14 protein-coding genes and 2 pseudogenes are annotated in these 15,036 nt (G+C 71.5%); 9 read left to right on the plus strand and 7 right to left on the minus strand.

All coding sequences use genetic code 11. The features are described from left to right. Positions 1-107: 107 nt before the first annotated feature. Positions 108-641 carry a DUF2269 family protein gene (locus tag AMK31_RS36635; RefSeq protein WP_107468832.1) on the minus strand — a complete coding sequence of 178 codons (534 nt, stop codon included), beginning with the start codon at positions 639-641 and terminating at the stop codon, positions 108-110. A gap of 653 nt (positions 642-1,294) precedes the next feature. Between AMK31_RS36635 and AMK31_RS42505 the strand changes: the two genes are divergently transcribed. Further along, the gene (locus tag AMK31_RS42505) at positions 1,295-1,606 is read left to right on the plus strand and encodes a hypothetical protein (protein WP_443333947.1); all 312 of its coding nucleotides are present in this window, start codon (positions 1,295-1,297) and stop codon (positions 1,604-1,606) included. Positions 1,607-1,857: 251 nt separating this feature from the next. After that, positions 1,858-2,088 carry a response regulator transcription factor gene (locus AMK31_RS36650; protein ID WP_073945074.1) on the plus strand — a complete coding sequence of 77 codons (231 nt, stop codon included), beginning with the start codon at positions 1,858-1,860 and terminating at the stop codon, positions 2,086-2,088. A gap of 70 nt (positions 2,089-2,158) precedes the next feature. Here the strand turns inward: AMK31_RS36650 and AMK31_RS36655 are convergent, their stop codons facing one another. Continuing rightward, positions 2,159-4,615: a SpoIIE family protein phosphatase gene (locus AMK31_RS36655; protein WP_079187092.1), complete on the minus strand. Its 2,457-nt coding sequence runs from the start codon at positions 4,613-4,615 to the stop codon at positions 2,159-2,161. Between the two features lie 264 nt (positions 4,616-4,879). Here AMK31_RS36655 and AMK31_RS40575 point away from each other — a divergent pair, with 264 nt between their 5' ends. Then, on the plus strand, positions 4,880-5,101 hold the full coding sequence (locus AMK31_RS40575; RefSeq protein WP_143204301.1) for a hypothetical protein: 222 nt from the start codon (positions 4,880-4,882) through the stop codon (positions 5,099-5,101). A gap of 35 nt (positions 5,102-5,136) precedes the next feature. Here AMK31_RS40575 and AMK31_RS40255 read toward each other — a convergent pair whose 3' ends face one another. The 5 genes and pseudogenes from AMK31_RS40255 to AMK31_RS40580 form a co-directional block, all read right to left on the minus strand. Continuing rightward, entirely contained in the window at positions 5,137-7,356 is a 2,220-nt protein-coding gene (locus AMK31_RS40255; RefSeq protein ID WP_073945075.1) for a serine/threonine-protein kinase, read from the minus strand. Positions 7,357-7,640: 284 nt separating this feature from the next. Beyond that, a complete protein-coding gene (locus tag AMK31_RS36665) occupies positions 7,641-8,111 on the minus strand; it encodes a hypothetical protein (RefSeq protein ID WP_079187094.1) in 471 nt (156 codons plus the stop codon). 157 nt (positions 8,112-8,268) lie between these two features. Further along, entirely contained in the window at positions 8,269-8,823 is a 555-nt protein-coding gene (locus tag AMK31_RS36670) for a hypothetical protein (protein ID WP_073945077.1), read from the minus strand. Between the two features lie 137 nt (positions 8,824-8,960). After that, positions 8,961-9,819: pseudogene (locus AMK31_RS40260) on the minus strand (IS5 family transposase). Positions 9,820-9,996: 177 nt separating this feature from the next. Beyond that, complete coding sequence (locus tag AMK31_RS40580) at positions 9,997-10,317, minus strand: hypothetical protein (protein WP_143204302.1); 321 nt, start codon at positions 10,315-10,317, stop codon at positions 9,997-9,999. A 245-nt stretch (positions 10,318-10,562) separates the two neighbouring features. Here AMK31_RS40580 and AMK31_RS36685 point away from each other — a divergent pair. From AMK31_RS36685 to AMK31_RS36710, 6 genes and pseudogenes are all read left to right on the plus strand, one after another. Continuing rightward, a pseudogene (locus tag AMK31_RS36685) lies at positions 10,563-10,751 on the plus strand (MFS transporter); the annotation flags it as partial. A 257-nt stretch (positions 10,752-11,008) separates the two neighbouring features. Further along, positions 11,009-11,794 (plus strand): GntR family transcriptional regulator, encoded by a 786-nt coding sequence (locus AMK31_RS36690; protein WP_073945078.1) that lies wholly within the window; start codon positions 11,009-11,011, stop codon positions 11,792-11,794. 37 nt (positions 11,795-11,831) lie between these two features. Next, positions 11,832-12,059 carry a 4Fe-4S dicluster domain-containing protein gene (locus AMK31_RS36695; protein WP_003992261.1) on the plus strand — a complete coding sequence of 76 codons (228 nt, stop codon included), beginning with the start codon at positions 11,832-11,834 and terminating at the stop codon, positions 12,057-12,059. Positions 12,060-12,074: 15 nt separating this feature from the next. Further along, positions 12,075-13,418: an ABC transporter substrate-binding protein gene (locus tag AMK31_RS36700; protein ID WP_073945079.1), complete on the plus strand. Its 1,344-nt coding sequence runs from the start codon at positions 12,075-12,077 to the stop codon at positions 13,416-13,418. Continuing rightward, the gene (locus tag AMK31_RS36705; protein WP_073945080.1) at positions 13,415-14,278 is read left to right on the plus strand and encodes an ABC transporter permease; all 864 of its coding nucleotides are present in this window, start codon (positions 13,415-13,417) and stop codon (positions 14,276-14,278) included. The genes AMK31_RS36700 and AMK31_RS36705 overlap by 4 nt, the downstream gene beginning before the upstream one ends. Continuing rightward, positions 14,262-15,029: an ABC transporter ATP-binding protein gene (locus tag AMK31_RS36710; RefSeq protein ID WP_073945081.1), complete on the plus strand. Its 768-nt coding sequence runs from the start codon at positions 14,262-14,264 to the stop codon at positions 15,027-15,029. Before AMK31_RS36705 ends, AMK31_RS36710 begins: the two co-directional genes overlap by 17 nt. Positions 15,030-15,036 lie beyond the last annotated feature (7 nt).

Raw genomic sequence — 15,036 nt, forward strand, 5'->3', positions numbered from 1 at the left:
TCCGTTCGGGCCGGGACCGCTCCCCGCCCGAATGGGCCGGTGCCTCCCGACGGGACCGATCACCGCCCGACCGGGCCGACGCCCGCCAGCCCGGATCAGGCCCCGGATCAGGCGGCCTGCCGGGGCCTCGGGGCCGCTCCGGCCGGGCGGGCGGCCCGCGCCGCCCGGCCCCGCCGGGTCGGCCCCCACGGCTTGAGAACCGAGACCGCCGTCATGAAGACGTAGGCGGACAGCGAGACGACCGGGCCGAACAGCACATCGCCGGCGTCCGGCAGCGGTCGTCCCGCGGCGACCGCGGCGACCGCCTCGTTCACGCCCGGCCGCAGGGCGAACGCCGTGGCGGTGGTCGTGGCGAGCGTGAGCCAGAACTTGGTGTACACCCACCGGTGCCGCGCGAGCCCCCACGCGGTGCCCAGCGCCAGCACCAGCCCGCTGAGCAGGGTGAGGAACGCGGCCGGCAGCAGCAGCCAGTCGGCGAAGAGCTTCATGGCCCGTACGGAGGCCTCCACGGCCGCCGCGGAACCGGTGGTGGCGGCGGTGGTCCCGAGGGCGAGCAGCCCGAGCGTGAGCCCGAGCCAGCAGGCGGAGGCGGCCACATGGACGACGAGGAAGGCCCGGCGTGCGGGTCGGCTGAGTTTCACGCCCACCACGCTGCCCGGCCGCGGCGGCGAAGGCGTCCGACGGCGGGAGCAACCGCGGGTACTCGGCTGGGCGTACCCGCCACCGCGAGCGCTGGCAGATCTTCCCCCACGATGGGTGAAACCGCAGGTCAGCGCGGCGCCTGTGGGGGCGTCAGGTGGCGCAATACTTCGGCAACACCACTTTCCGCCACCCTCGCCTGGTTCAGAACCCCAGTCGTCCCCACCTCCCGAGCGCAGGGCCGGATCAGCGGGGTGGTGGCCCGCTTCATCGAGGGCGAGGAGGCACACGAACGGATGGACCGGCTGGCCCGTAAGTACCTGGGCAGCGAGCGCTTTGAGCGGATCATGCCAGGGGAACAGCGGGTCGCGGTGATCGTGCGCCCGGTCAAGGTGCGGCAGATCCTCGGGGTGGAGCGGTTCCGTCCCGGCGGTCCGGTCCGCGCCGACCGGCACACCCGGCATGGCAGGCGTCGCCGCAGGCTGGGTTCCTTGATGCCGGGGATTGCCTGTATCGCGGACGTATCGAGAATCGCATACGCCGCCACAACGGCCCTCGGTCTCCAACGAGGGCGTGAACCACGACGCATCCCTGTCAGCTCCGCCCCGCCGCACGCACAGGCTCGTACTCCTCAGCCTGGCGGTCCTCGGCATGGATGACCATGATGCCGGGCGGCGCGGCCGGCATCGTCCCCGGCCGGGTGAGCCTGGCGCCGCTGCGGGGCCTGGTCACGATGGGGCCGCTCGGGGTCGTCGGCAACCTGCCAGTGACTACAGACAGCTCGCCGAGCTGTTCGGGCACGGCGCCTTCGACGGCTGCCTCCACCTCCACGTACCCGGCGCCGGTTCCCACCTACAGGTGGCCCATCCTCATGCGGGGCGAAATCCCTGGTTCCTGGCAGCAGTTCGACGGGATGACCGCCGAGTTCATCTACCGCATGCTCACCGACCGGCAGCACCCGTTCTGACGGCCCGCTACTTCGACACCCACTGGTTCGAGAGCTACGACACGCCCTTGGCCGTGATCAAGGATTTGAGCGAGCCGTGCGGCGCGCCTGCCGACGTACCCCGTGACACGTCTGTGACAGTCGGCGGACAGCGTCGTGAAGTCGTCCGGGCAATCTTTCTCAAGAGGACAAATAGAACTATTCGGTCGTATGCCTCCTGCTTCCGAGGGTGCGAGCAGTGATGACCGAGCCGATCCGTCGGAGACGATCCCATGAGCCTCACCGTCACCATGCCGCACGTCGAAGCCCCCGCGTCTGTGCTGGCTCCGCGCGAGCGAGAGACACTGCGACACATCGCCGCTGGGCGTACCTACCTGCAAACGGCCCGCCACATGGGGCTCTCCAAACACACGGTCGACGCCTATCTCCGCCGTATCCGGGCCAAGCTCAACATCCACAGCACGGCCGAACTCACCCGCCTGGCCATCTCCATGGGGCTGTGACGCCCGACCGTGCCGGGGCGCCGTGGCCGCCGTCGCGATCATTACGCGGTTGTCCACGACAGGCTGCCGGTCACAGGAGTGATGCGACAGCTGAAGCCATGCTTGGCTCCCCACTCAGGGACTGCTCGGCCCAGACGGTCTTGCCGACGAGGGAGTGCCGGGTTCCCCAGCGGCGGGCGAGCTGGCCGACCAGCAACAGGCCGCGACCTCCTTCGTCGAAGATCCGGGCACGCCGCATGTGCGGGGTGGTGCTGCTCGAGTCGGAGACTTCGCAGATCAGGGTGTTGTTCTCGTGGATCAGCCGGAGCTGGACGGGTGGGCGGCCGTAGCGGATGGCATTGGTGACGAGTTCGCTGACCATCAGTTCGGCGACGAAGACGGCGTCGCCGAGTCCCCAGTCCGCCAGCTTGTCGGTGGCCAGCCGGCGGGCCCGGGCGACATCGGCGGGGTCGCAGGCCAGGTCCCAGGCGGCGACCCGGTCGGGGGCAAGGGCCCGGGTGCGGGCGATGAGCAGGGCGACGTCGTCGTCCGGGCGGTGGCCCAGCAGGGCCGCCAGCACCCGGTCACAGGCCGACTCCGGTGTCTGGGCGGGTTGGGCGATGGCGGCGAACATCTTGTCCAGGGCCTCGTCGATGTCGCGGTCGCGGACTTCGAGCAGACCGTCGGTGTACAGGGCGAGGAGGCTGCCTTCGGGCAGCTCTGTCTCGATGGTCTCGAAGGGCAGGCCGCCCAGGCCCAGCGGCGGGCCGGCCGGCACGTCGAGGAGGTACACGGCGCCCCCCGGGGTGACCACGGCGGGTGGGGGGTGGCCGGCTCGGGCGAGGGTGCAGCGGCGGGAGACCGGGTCGTAGACGGCGTACAGGCAGGTGGTGCCGACGCCCCCTGCGGTCTCGGCGGCGCCGCCCGTGACGGCCGCGTCGGAGGACAGGCGTATGACGAGATCGTCGAGGTGGGTGAGCAACTCGTCGGGCGGCAGGTCGACATCGGCGAGCGTACGCACCGCGGTGCGCAGCAGGCCCATGGTGGCCGAAGCCCGGATACCGTGTCCGACCACATCGCCCACCACGAGGGCCACCCGCGCGCCGGAGAGCGGGATCACGTCGAACCAGTCGCCGCCCACGCCGGCACGGCTGCCGGCCGGCAGGTAGCGGGAGGCGATCTCGAGGGCCGCCTGGTCGGGCAGTGTCTGCGGGAGCAGGCTGCGCTGCAGAGTCATGGTGGTGGTGTGCTCACGGACGTGCCGCCGGGCGCCGTAGATACCGGCGGCCGCCCGGGCGGTGAGCTGCTCGGCGAGCCACAGGTCTTGCGGTGTGAAGGGCTCCGGGCTCCGGTGACGGCCGAAGAGGGCGACGCCGACCGTATTGTCCGATGAGCGCATCGGCACCACCATCAGCGAGTGGGTCCCCACCTGCCGGATCCGGGCGGCCTGGGGGTCCTCGCCCGCCCACCGGGCGACGGCGAGGTCTGCCGTCGTGTACAGGGCGCCACGGCCCCGGGCCAGGCATCGGGCCACGGGTGACAGTGCCGGGTAGGCGGTCGTCTCGCCCGTCGCGACCACCGACTCGGGGCACCCGTCGAGAACCGACTGCACCGCGGTGCGGCGCAGGGTGACGCCCCCGGCCGGCGGGGCGGGAGGCATCTCGGCGCCGCTGCCGGGGCCATCGAACAGGTCGACGACGGCGAAGTCGGCGAGAGGGGGTACGGAGGCGTCGGCCAGTTCATGCGCGGTGCGGGCGATGTCCGAGGTAGTGCCGATGCGGGTGTCGGCTTCCTTCAGCAGGACCGTGTGCTGCCGGGCGGGCAGCGCCTGTGCCCTGTGGTGCGCCGCCAGGCAAACGGAGCGCACCCGGCCGTCGGGGTCCTTCATCGGGGCCAGCGAGGTCAGCTGGGTCTGCTGCAGGCCTGACGCCGTAGCGGGGCGGACATCGGCCTGCAGGTACTGCGCCTCGCCGGTCTCGAAGGCCAGACGCATCCTGCTGTGGGCCTCCTCGCTCGTGGGATGCGGCGCGATCTCCGGCAGGCACAGCCCGCGCATCTCGGTTTCCGTGAAGCCGAGAGCGCGTTCCATGGCGGCGTTCGCCCGCACCAGGCGCAGATCCGCGTCGAACAGCGCCAGACCACAGGGGGACTGGGTGAACATCCATTCCCCCGGCGTCTCTGCCGCGGGCCTGCTGGGACGGCCGGCCACAGCGCAGACCACGAGCCACTCGCCGGCCTGCCCGGCGTGCGTGCGCCGGTTCGCGAGCAGTCGCAGCCGGAGCCGGCTGCCGTTCTGGTGCCGCACCGCCACGCTGCCGCTCCACCTGTCCCGCCCGGGGACGCTCTCACCCAGGGCATCGGCGAGCAGGTGGGCGGCGGGGCGTCCCACGACCTGCGGAGGCTCGTAGCCGACCAGCCGCCGCGCCCCCTCGCTCCACCCCGTCACGATGCCCTGTGCACTGACGGTGGCCGCGGCCGTGTACGGCGGCTCGCCGGAGTCGTCCGCCCTGTCGTGCCACTCACCAGGAGGTGTGGGAAGTCGCTGCATCGCCGCTCATCTCGCCCTCGCTAATTCCTTCCCCTGCAGTCCCGCAGGAACCTGCACGGCCAGGGCCCTACTGACAAGCATGATCCTGCGAGGCGCGCAGCACCAACACAACGGCGTCACCAGGGGTCCGAGCCAGCCCCTGCGAGAAGTCCGCGATATTCAGAAATGTCCAGATACTGTGACAGGTTTACCCCGGCCGTTGACGACGTCATTGCCGGCCCCCACGCTGGTGGTAGGCAGTCCGTCCACCCAAGGGAGATCATCGTGAAGACAACCGTCTGGCGGTGCCTGCGACATCTCGCCGGTGCGTCCTGCGCCGCGGCGCTGCTCGCCGGAACGGTGGGCGTGGCGAGCGCCGAGGCAGCGCCGCGAACGACGAAAGACGCTGTGGAATCACTCAGGGCGACACCGCACGACCCCTGTACGGGCAACCACATCGAGGGCGGCTCGCTGGTCTGGGACCCGCCGGGCTGCACCCCGCCCTGACGTCAGGTGAGGCAACCGCCACCGACGCCGCGTAGTCACCAGGCCTGCTGCGGCGGACAGCGGCTGGGCGGGGTGGCCCCGCCCGGGACGGCGGTGGTGCCGGTCCCGCCGGAATCGGCCGGGCACAGTGCTGACGCGTCAGACGTATTCCGGAACGGGATCACCGACACCGAGTCCGCGACGAAGTTGGACACGAGGAGCTGGCGCCTGTCCTGGTTGGGCGACACCGCCACCTCCAGCGGGCCGAGGCCGACGGGGATCGTGTGGTCCACCTTGTCCGTCGCCGTGTCGATCACCGACACCGAGCCTTCGTAGTTGTTGGCCACGTAGACCCAGCGCCTGTCCGGCGACACAGCCACGCCCCACGGGCCGCCGCCCACGCGGATGGTGCGGTCCACTTCGTCCGTCGCCGTGTCGATGACCGACACCGAATCCGAGTATCTGTTGGTCACGTAGACCCGGCGCCCGTCCGAGGACACCGCCACCCCCAGCGGGGCCTTGCCGACGGAGATGGTGTCGTTCACCTTGTTCGTCTTGGTGTCGATCACCGACACCGAGTCCGAGCCGTAATTGGTCACGTAGACCCGGCGTCCGTCCGGGGCCACCGCCACCCCTTGCGGGTCTTTGCCGACCGAGATGGTGCGGTCCACCTTGTCCGTCGCGGTGTCGATCACCGACACCGAGCCCGGCACCGAGCCCGAACGGCTCAGGGTCACGTACACCCAGCGCCCGTCCCGGGACACCGTCACGCCCACCGGGGTGGAGCCGACGGTGATGGTACGGTCCACGCGGTTGGTGAGGGTGTCGATCACCGAGACCGAGTCCGAGCCGTAATTGGTCACATAGACCCGGCGCCTATCCGGGGACACCGCCACATCCCGCGGGTTCTTGCCGACCCGGATGGGTTTGTCCTCGGTGCGGTTGGTGAGGGTGTCGATCACCGACACCGAACCCGAGCCGAAATTGGTCACGTAGCTCCGGCGTCCGTCCTGGGACATCGCCATCCCCTGCGGTGAGTCGCCGACCCGGATCGAGGGCACCGGTTCAGGGTCCGAGGGGCCGGACTGCGCCAGGTAGACGCCCGCGCCCCCCACGGCCAGCACCACCGCCACCATCCCCGCAACGAGCCTGCCCCGTCGGCGCCCGGAACGCGACCGGGCCTCGTCACCATCGGGCGCCAGCGGCTGAACGGGCTGGGCCGCCTCGGCCGCCTCGGCCGTCGGTAGCGGCTGACGGGGCAGGTCGGCAGGTTCGACCGGCGGCAGCAGCTCGGTCGACGGCTCCGGCTCCCGGGGGCGCGGCGGCTTCTGGCCGGCCGGCTGCTCCGGCTCGGTCGGCGGCACGACCGGGGGAGGAGTCAAGGGCTGCGAAGCAGAAGGGCTGGGCTGGGCGGCGATGGAGGTGAGCCGCTCGGCGGCCTCGTCGCCGCCCATGCGCTGCGCGGGGTCCTTGGCCAGCAGCCCGAGGAAGACCGGGGCCAGCTCCACTGCCCGGCGCGGCGGGGCGGGAGACTCCGACAGGAGGGCGCTCAGCATGTCGCAGTCGGAGTCGCGGTCGAAGGGGCCGGTTCCCTCCAGCGCGAAATACAGGGTGCCGCCGAGTGAGAACAGGTCGGAGGCCGGGGTGGGCGTCTCCCCGCGCAGCCGTTCGGGAGCCATGAAGCGCACCGTCCCGATGATCTCCGCGGGGGCGGTCAGGCGCGCCTTGCCGGAGCTCGGCTCCAGCGCAATGCCGTAGTCGGTCAGCAGCACCCGGCCGTCCTCAGCAGCATGGGAGGAAGCCGGGTCCGGGTCGGTCAGCAGGACGTTGGCCGGTTTGACGTCCCGGTGCAGGACGCCGAGCCGGTGGCCCTCCAGCAAAGCGTCCAGAATCGCGAGCCCGATCCGGGCGACGTCGGCGACAAGCAGCGGCCCTCGCTCGCGCACCACCGCCTCCAGGTCCATGGCGCCGGGAACGAACTCCATGACGATCCACGGCAGGCCGCCGGACTCCACGATGTCGTACACCGTGACGACATGGGGGTGGTTGCGCAGCCGGGCGGCGTGCTGCGCTTCGCCGCGGGCCCTGGCGATCCGGGCGCCCACCTCGCTCTCCGGGACGTGCGGCGGGAGGATGATCTCTTTCAGCGCGACCTCGCACGCCAGTTCCTGGTCGTAGGCCAGCCACACCCGTCCCATGCCACCAGCGCCGAGTCGACGCAGGAGCCGGTAGCGTCCGGCGATCACGCGCCCGGCGGCCTCGTACGCTCCCGTCATGGCGCTCCCTCTTCCGGGAACGCCAGCAGGGTTCCCGGCGAGCGTGGAAGAGCCCTTTTCCAGGGTATATCGCCACACAGTGGCAGGCTGCTCGGAGCGGGTGCAGCCCGCCCCGCGTATGCTCGGTGCGGTCGGCGCTCACCCGATGCCTCGTGCGGCTCACCCGATGCCTCGTGCGGCTCGGCAGGCCGCCACGGACCGCAAGCGGCCGCCCGGGCAGGCAGAGCCCAGGCGGCCGGTCCGGCCGTGATCACCGGCTTCCTATGGCCGGCAGTCCGCCTCCTTCACCAGCAGAAGGGGAAGGCGCTCTTCCCGTTCTCCGTGAACCACGCGGACCAGTAGCCGTCGAGGAACTGCCGCTTCCAGGTGTCGATCTCCGCTTCCGGGACGTCGCACTTCTCGGCGACCTCGGCGCTCGTCGCGTGTCCGGACATCACGAACATCACGATCCGTACCTTGTCCGCTCCCCCGAGCTTCGATCCTTCCGGCTTGTGCGGCAGCAGGTCCTCGAGCCGGAAACAACCGGGCTTGCCTGGCTCACCGGGCTTACCGGGCTCGCCGCCCTTACCGCCCTCCCCGCCCTTGCCGCCCTCGCCGCAGTCCGAACGGTGACCGAGGGGATGACCGGCATCAGTGGAGTGAGTGGAGCCTGTCGGGGCACTCTGCGCCGCCTGGGCGGCGTACACGGTGCCGGTGGCGAGAGCCGCTGAGGCCATCGCCAGGATGAGTGGACGCTGCCAGATACTCCTGGGCATGAGGTTTCTCCGTTTCCAAGTCAAGGGATCAGCCACGGCGCCGGCCCCGGACGTCGTGTCCGGTCGGCCGGGGCCGGCCGCAGTGACCTATGAGGGGCGGGGTGAAGGTCTCGCCGGACCTCCACCCCGTCCAGGTGGGGCTGCCGTGGCCCGCCGCTCAGAAGACGCTGGAGCCGCCCGCGCCGCCCGCGCCGCCGTTGCCGAAGACGCTGGAGCCACCGGCACCACCGGCACCGCCATCACCGAATACGGTGTTGCCACCGTTGCCGCCACCGCCGCCGTTGCCGAAGACGCTGGAGCCACCGGCACCACCGCCGCCGCCATTACCGAAGACGCTGGAGCCACCGCCGCCGCCACCGCCGCCGCCACCGAAGACGCTGGAGCCGCCCGCGCCGCCGGCGCCGCCGTTGCCGAAGACGCTGCCGCCACCGGCACCGCCCGAGCCGCCGCCACCGAAGACGCTGGAGCCGCCCGCGCCGCCGGCGCCGCCGTTGCCGAAGACGCTGGAGCCGCCCGCCCCGCCGGCCCCGCCACCGGTGACGACGCTCGCCGCGGAGTGGCTCGGGGCCGCCGTCGCGGCGGACGCAGGAAGGACGACGCCTCCGGTGACGACAGCCGCCGACGCGAAGACCATCGCGCAGCGGAAGCCCCACCGCTTGGGCCTGGCGTCCTTGTGGGTGCCGGCGTGGGCGCTGTGAACCTTGCGAGTCATGGGATTTCTCCTTTGTGAAAACATTTTTTCTGATCCTGAAGAGGAAACCCTGGTCGAGGATTCCTCCGCACCGCACGGTCCTCATTTCCTTTCCGGTGAGAACCACACTTCAATTAGGCCCGAGACGACGCAGCGCGTCATGCTCCGAGGACTCGGGACTTGACCGAGCCGCAGACGCCGGGTAAAAGCCCATAAGACGCTGTTTCACTTGGTGAAAGGACTGCGGCTATGCCGACGAAGGCGAGGAAGTGTTCTGCTGTGCGTTCGTAGCGGCGGTGGAGTCCGCGGCAGCCGGCCAGCCAGGACACGGTTCTCTCGACCACCCGGCGTTGTCGGCCCAGCCGCTGTGAGGACTCGACGCCCTTGCTGGCGATGCGGTGGCGGATTCCACGCTCGCGGAGCCATCGGCGCAGGTGGTCGTAGTCGTAGCCGTTGTCCGCGTGCAGTTTCGCCGGACGTCGCCGCCGGGGGCCGCGGCGGGATCGGATGGGTGGGATGCCGAGCACGAGCGGCTCCAGGCCCTAACTGTCGTGCATGTTCGCGCCGGAGATGTCCAGGGACAGTGGCAGTCCGTTCCCGTCGTTGATCAGGTGGATCTTCGATCCCAACTTGCCGCGGTCGGTCGGATTCGGTCCCGTGAATGGCCCCCCTTTGCGGCGCGCAGGCTGACGGAGTCGATCGCGCACCGCGACCAGTCCAGCTGACCCCGGGCGCCGAGTTCGTCGAGGATGACACGGTGGAGCCGGGCCCGGACACGGGCCCGGCTCCACTGGGCGAAGCGTCGGTAAACCGTTTGCCGGCTCGGACCGAACACCGGCGGGAGCTCGCGCCAGGTGCAGCCCGAGGTCGCCACGAAGATGATCGCGGCCAGGGCCTCGCGGTCACCGGCGCGCCGTCGGCCCCCATCCTGCGGACGTATCACCTCCGTTGGCGGCACCACCGCCGGAACAGCACCCACAACTCGTCCGGCACCATCCGCTCAACCAGATCCGTCATGCGCGGTTCAACGAACGTCACACCAAAAGAAACGATGTCTAAATCCCCCAGGGCGGCCACGGCCGGTCTCGGCGTCGAAAGTCCACAGCAAGGACCAGTTCTGCAGCCGGACATGCCGCTGGCCTGGCCGGGCGTTGCCGCCCGGCCAGGCCGTGAAGTCGATGCCGTCTACAGAAGTCAGGTCAGCGAATTGCCGCTCCCATTACCGTTGCCGTTACCATTGACCGTATTATTGTTCCCGATGACGATGATGGTGACGGGGCCGTTCTTGTTTCCGCCGTAGCGGCTTTTCTTGTGCTTGCTGTCCTTGCCGTACTTCTTGTCCTTGTCGTTGCCGTATTTCTTGTGATCACCGTGACCGGCTGTCGTCATGGCCACCGTGCCGGTGTGCGGCGCCGGGGCTGCGAACGCACTGGTGGGAACCAGCACACCTGCTGCGGTCAGGACGGTCGAGGCGGCAGCCATCACGAGACGCTGCGTCGAAAAGGTACGGGGCATGGGAATTCTCCTCCAGCGAGAAACATCGGGGGCTTGTGAGACGGCTCTGCCGGGTCGCACCAGGTCATTCCGCACCATGCGGGCCGACCAGCTGCTCTGCGCAAGCCCATGCCTCAAGTAAGCCCTGGCCGACGCATCGCGTCACGCCCCTGGAACCCGGGACTTGACAAACTCACAGCGACCACTCCGCGTGGGGTCGTCGCAGGCCAGGGGCGTGTCGTTTGGATCAGGCCGACTGTGAGGGACTGTGGGCGGCGCTGCTGGGCTTCGCGGTCGCGGGGCTCGGCCTCGCCAACCTCTTCCCGGTCGCGGTGGAGCGCGCGGGCGCCCTCGCCGGTCCCGGCGGCGTCGCCGTCGCCTCGACGCTCGGCTACGGCGGCATGCTGATCGGGCCGCCCGCCATCGGGTTCATGGCCGACTGGCGGAGGCGGCCACATGGACGACGAGGAAGGCCCGGCGTGCGGGTCGGCTGAGTTTCACGCCCACCACGCTGCCCGGCCGCGGCGGCGAAGGCGTCCGACGGCGGGAGCAACCGCGGGTACTCGGCTGGGCGTACCCGCCACCGCGAGGGCTGGCAGATCTTCCCCCACGACGGGTGAAACCGCAGGTCAGCGCGGCGCCTGTGGGGGCGTCAGGTGGCGCAATACTTCGGCAACACCACTTTCCGCCACCCCCGGCTAGGGTCCACCCCATGCCCACCGACCGCATCCGCGACCACGTCGGCCAGGGCGCGCCCACCGTCGCCGCTCACCGCACGCGGCGCCGGCTGCGCGCGGACCAGGCCCGTCAGCTCGCCGACCTCCTGCGCCGCCAGCTCCTCACCGGGGGCTTCCCGGCCGGCACCCTCCCCCACGAGTCGACCCTCGCCGCCGACTACCGGGCCTCCCGCAACACCGTCCGCCAGGCCCTCGACCTGCTGCGCGCGGAGGGCCTGGTGGAACGCCTGCCCGGGGTGGGCACGGTGGTCGTCGCCGAGAAGTACCCGCACGGGCTGGACCGGCTGATGGGGCTCGCGGAGACGCTGCACGAACACGGCCGCGTCACCAACGAGGTCCGTACCGTGGGCCCGGCGCCCGCCCCCGCCCCGGTCGCCGAGCGACTGCGCGTCCCGGCGGGCGCCGACGTCCTCTACATCGAACGGCTGCGCCGGCTGAACGGGCTGCCCCTGTCCCTGGACCTCACCTACGTCCCGCTGGACATCGGCGCCTCGCTGCTCGGCTGCGACCTGGAGAACACGGATGTCTTCCGCCTGCTGGAAAGCCTCACCGGGCAGCCCCTCGGGCACGCCGAGATCACTCTGGAGGCGGTCAACGCGGACGCCCACTCCGCCGCCGTGCTCCAGGCGCCGCGTGGCGCGGCCGTGCTGATGCTGGAGCGCCTCACCCATCTCGCCGACGGACGGCCCGTCGACCTGGAGTTCATCCGTTTCCGCGGCGACCGCATCACGATGAGCGGCCTGCTGCGCCGCTCCCTCTGACCCATCTCCCCACAGCGCAACCTTCCTGGAGACAGCCATGCCTTTGGCGCCCCAGCGGGCCGACGTGCCCGTGACCATCGACGAGTCGAAGTGCATCGACGGCTGCACCCTCTGCGTGGACATGTGCCCGCTGGACTCCCTCGCCATCGACGAGCGCAACGGCAAGGCGTACATGCACGTGGACGAGTGCTGGTACTGCGGCCCGTGCGCGGCCCGGTGTCCCACCGGAGCCGTCACGGTCAACATGCCCTATCTGCTCCGGTGAAAGGCCCGAACCAGCATGAATCGCACCGCAGTCGCCGTATCGGCGCTCGCCCTCCTGCTTCCCCTGACCGCCTGCGGCGGTGACGCCCAGGCCGGCGACGGCTCCACGGTGACCGTCACCGTCGGCTACCAGTCCAAGACGATCAACACGGTCACCGCGGGCACCCTGCTCCGCTCGCTCGGCTACTTCGAGAAGCAGCTGAACGCGCTCGACGACGGCGTCACCTACAAGGTCGTCTGGCAGGACTACGCCACCGGCGCGCCCATCACCGCGCAGATGACCGCCGGGAAGATCGACATCGGCTCGATGGGCGACTTCCCGCTGCTGCTCAACGCGGCCCGCGGCAGGCAGCTCGGCAAGCCGACCCATCTGGTCTCGGTCACCGGCTACAACCTGCGCGGCGGCCTCAACACCGTGGTCACCGCGCCCGGTTCGTCCCTCGACTCCCTGAAGGACCTGAAGGGCAGGAAGGTGTCGACCAGCGTCGGCTCCGCCGCCGACGGCACCCTGGTGCGCGCCCTGCAACGCGCCGGTCTCGACGCCGGCGAGGACATCGAGAAGCTCAACCAGCAGCCCGCCGTGGGCGCTTCGGCGCTCGCCGCGGGCAGCGCGGACGCGCTGTCGCAGTTCGTCGCCTGGCCGGGCCTGCTCGTCCACCAGGGCAAGGCGAAGGCGCTGTACGACGGTGCGCGGCTGGACCTGCCCACCTTCCACGGGGTCACCGCCCGCGAGGACTTCGCCGAGCGGCGCCCGGCCGTGCTGGAGGCGTTCCTGAAGGCCCAGGCGCAGGCCACGGACTATCTGAACGACCGTCCCGTGACCGCCGCCGAGCAGGTCGCGGAGGCCACGGGCCTGCCCGCCGAGGTGGTCTACCTGTACAACGGCGCGCACGGCATCGCCACCTTCGATCCGGCCGTCAAGCCGCGGCTGGTGGCCGCGCTGAAGGAGGACGTGTCGATCCTGAAGTCCGCGAAGCTGACGGGCGACGTGGACGTGGACGCGTTCGTCGACGACCGCTACGTCCGCAAGGCGCTCGGCGCGGACTACGCGAAGCGGCTCGCCGCCCCGCCCGCGCCCGCGCGGAGCGAGGTGTGGAGCGAGGGCGAGGACACGACGCGCACGTTCGGCACGCCCGCCGAACTGCTGGCGCACGTCGCCCGGCACCAGGACGGCGTCCGCGCGGCCTACGTCCCCGACGCCACCACGGGCACCCAGTGGTTCGCCGACAAGGCGGTGTGGGTGGCCGACGGCGACCAGCTGCTGCCGTTCGTCGCGCCGGACACCGCGCGGGGTTACGTCGGCGGTCACGACGGGGCGCGTGTCGTCTCGTACGCCGAGGCGCTGGAGCGGGCGTCGTGACCCGGTACGCGCTGCGGGTCGCGTCCCTCGCGGCCGCGCTGGGCCTGTGGCAGCTGCTGACCAGCCGGGACGTCGATCTGTGGCTGCGCTTCTCGCAGTTCCCCACGGTCACCGACGTGGCCCGCGCCTTCGCCGGCCGGCTGGCCGGGCCCGACTACTGGACGGACCTCACGGACAGCCTGACCCGGATCCTCAGCGGCTTCCTGCTGGCCGCCGTGCTCGGCGTGGCCGGGGGCGTGCTCGTGGCCCGCTCCCGGCTCGCCGAGGACCTGCTCGGGCCGCTGCTGGAGGTCGTCCGTCCGATCCCGGCGATCGCGCTGGTCCCGGTGGCGATCCTGCTGTTCCCCTCCAACGAGCAGGGCATCGTCTTCATCACCTTCACCGCCGCGTTCTTCCCGGTCCTGGTCTCCACCCGGCACGCGGTGCGCGCGCTGGCCCCGGTGTGGGAGGAGGCGGTGCGCACCATGGGCGGCGGCCGGTGGCGGATCCTCGGCTCGGTCGTCCTGCCGGGCGCGCTGCCCGGCGTGTTCGGCGGTCTGTCGGTCGGCATCGGCGTGTCGTGGATCTGTGTGATCTCCGCCGAGATGATCTCCGGCCAGTACGGGGTCGGCTACCGCACCTGGCAGGACTACACGGTCGTCGACTACCCGGGCGTGTTCGTCGGGATGGTCACGATCGGCGTGCTCGGCTGGCTCACCTCCACCGCCGTGGAGCTGCTGGGCCGCCGGCTGACCCGCTGGCTGCCGCGCACCTCGTACGTCCCCGGCGGCCGTGCCCCGCGGCGGGTGCGCGGCGCCGCCACCCCCGCCCCGGCCGGCCCGCGGCCCCGGAAGGACGTGCCCCATGACCAGTTCGTCTGACGTCCGTTCACCGTCCCGTACCGGCGCCCGGCTGGCCCTGCGCGACGCCACCCTCGGCCGCCCGGGGGCGCCCGCGCTGCACGCGGTGGACCTCGACGTGGCCCCCGGCGAGATCCTCACCGTCGTCGGCGCCTCGGGCTGCGGCAAGTCCACGCTGCTGCGCACGCTGGCGGGGCTGCTGGCCCCGCTCGCCGGCGAGGTCGCGCAGGACGCGCGGCCGCTGACGGGCCCGGCCGCCGACCGCGCCCTGGTGTTCCAGGAGGACGCGCTGCTGCCGTGGCGGACGCTGCGCGGCAACGTCGAACTGCCGCTCGCCATCCAGGGGGTGCCGCGCGCCGGGCGCCGCGCCCAGGCCGAGGCCTGGCTGGACCGCGTCGGACTGGCCGCGCAGGCCCGGCAGTTGCCGCACCGGGTCTCCGGCGGGCAGCGGCAGCGCGCCCAGCTGGCCCGGGCCCTGGCCGGGGCGCCGCGCGCCGTGCTGATGGACGAGCCGTTCGGCGCGCTGGACGCGCAGACCCGGGCCGGGATGCAGGACCTGCTGGTGGAGGTGCTGCACGGCACGGGCGCGACGGTCGTCTTCGTCACCCACGACGTGGACGAGGCCCTGTTCCTCGGCGACCGCGTCGCGCTGCTCGGCGACGGCCGGCTGACCGCCGTACGCGAGGTGCCGGGCCCCCGCGACCGTACGGCCCACGACGACCCGGCGCGCGTGGCGCTGCGGCGCGAAGTCCTCACGTCCCTCGGTACCTGAAAGGCCC

Source organism: Streptomyces sp. TSRI0107 (assembly GCF_001905845.1).
Taxonomy (GTDB): Bacteria; Actinomycetota; Actinomycetes; order Streptomycetales; family Streptomycetaceae; genus Streptomyces.

Bases quoted from the DNA above. Each gene is read 5' to 3' on its own strand.
- AMK31_RS42505 (WP_443333947.1), top strand. From the start codon at position 1,295: ATGACCATGATGCCGGGCGGCGCGGCCGGCATCGTCCCCGGCCGGGTG.
- AMK31_RS36650 (WP_073945074.1), top strand. From the start codon at position 1,858: ATGAGCCTCACCGTCACCATGCCGCACGTCGAAGCCCCCGCGTCTGTG.
- AMK31_RS36655 (WP_079187092.1), bottom strand. From the start codon at position 4,615: ATGCAGCGACTTCCCACACCTCCTGGTGAGTGGCACGACAGGGCGGAC.
- AMK31_RS40255 (WP_073945075.1), bottom strand. From the start codon at position 7,356: ATGACGGGAGCGTACGAGGCCGCCGGGCGCGTGATCGCCGGACGCTAC.
- AMK31_RS36665 (WP_079187094.1), bottom strand. From the start codon at position 8,111: ATGCCCAGGAGTATCTGGCAGCGTCCACTCATCCTGGCGATGGCCTCA.
- AMK31_RS36670 (WP_073945077.1), bottom strand. From the start codon at position 8,823: ATGACTCGCAAGGTTCACAGCGCCCACGCCGGCACCCACAAGGACGCC.
- AMK31_RS40580 (WP_143204302.1), bottom strand. From the start codon at position 10,317: ATGCCCCGTACCTTTTCGACGCAGCGTCTCGTGATGGCTGCCGCCTCG.
- AMK31_RS36690 (WP_073945078.1), top strand. From the start codon at position 11,009: ATGCCCACCGACCGCATCCGCGACCACGTCGGCCAGGGCGCGCCCACC.
- AMK31_RS36695 (WP_003992261.1), top strand. From the start codon at position 11,832: ATGCCTTTGGCGCCCCAGCGGGCCGACGTGCCCGTGACCATCGACGAG.
- AMK31_RS36700 (WP_073945079.1), top strand. From the start codon at position 12,075: ATGAATCGCACCGCAGTCGCCGTATCGGCGCTCGCCCTCCTGCTTCCC.
- AMK31_RS36710 (WP_073945081.1), top strand. From the start codon at position 14,262: ATGACCAGTTCGTCTGACGTCCGTTCACCGTCCCGTACCGGCGCCCGG.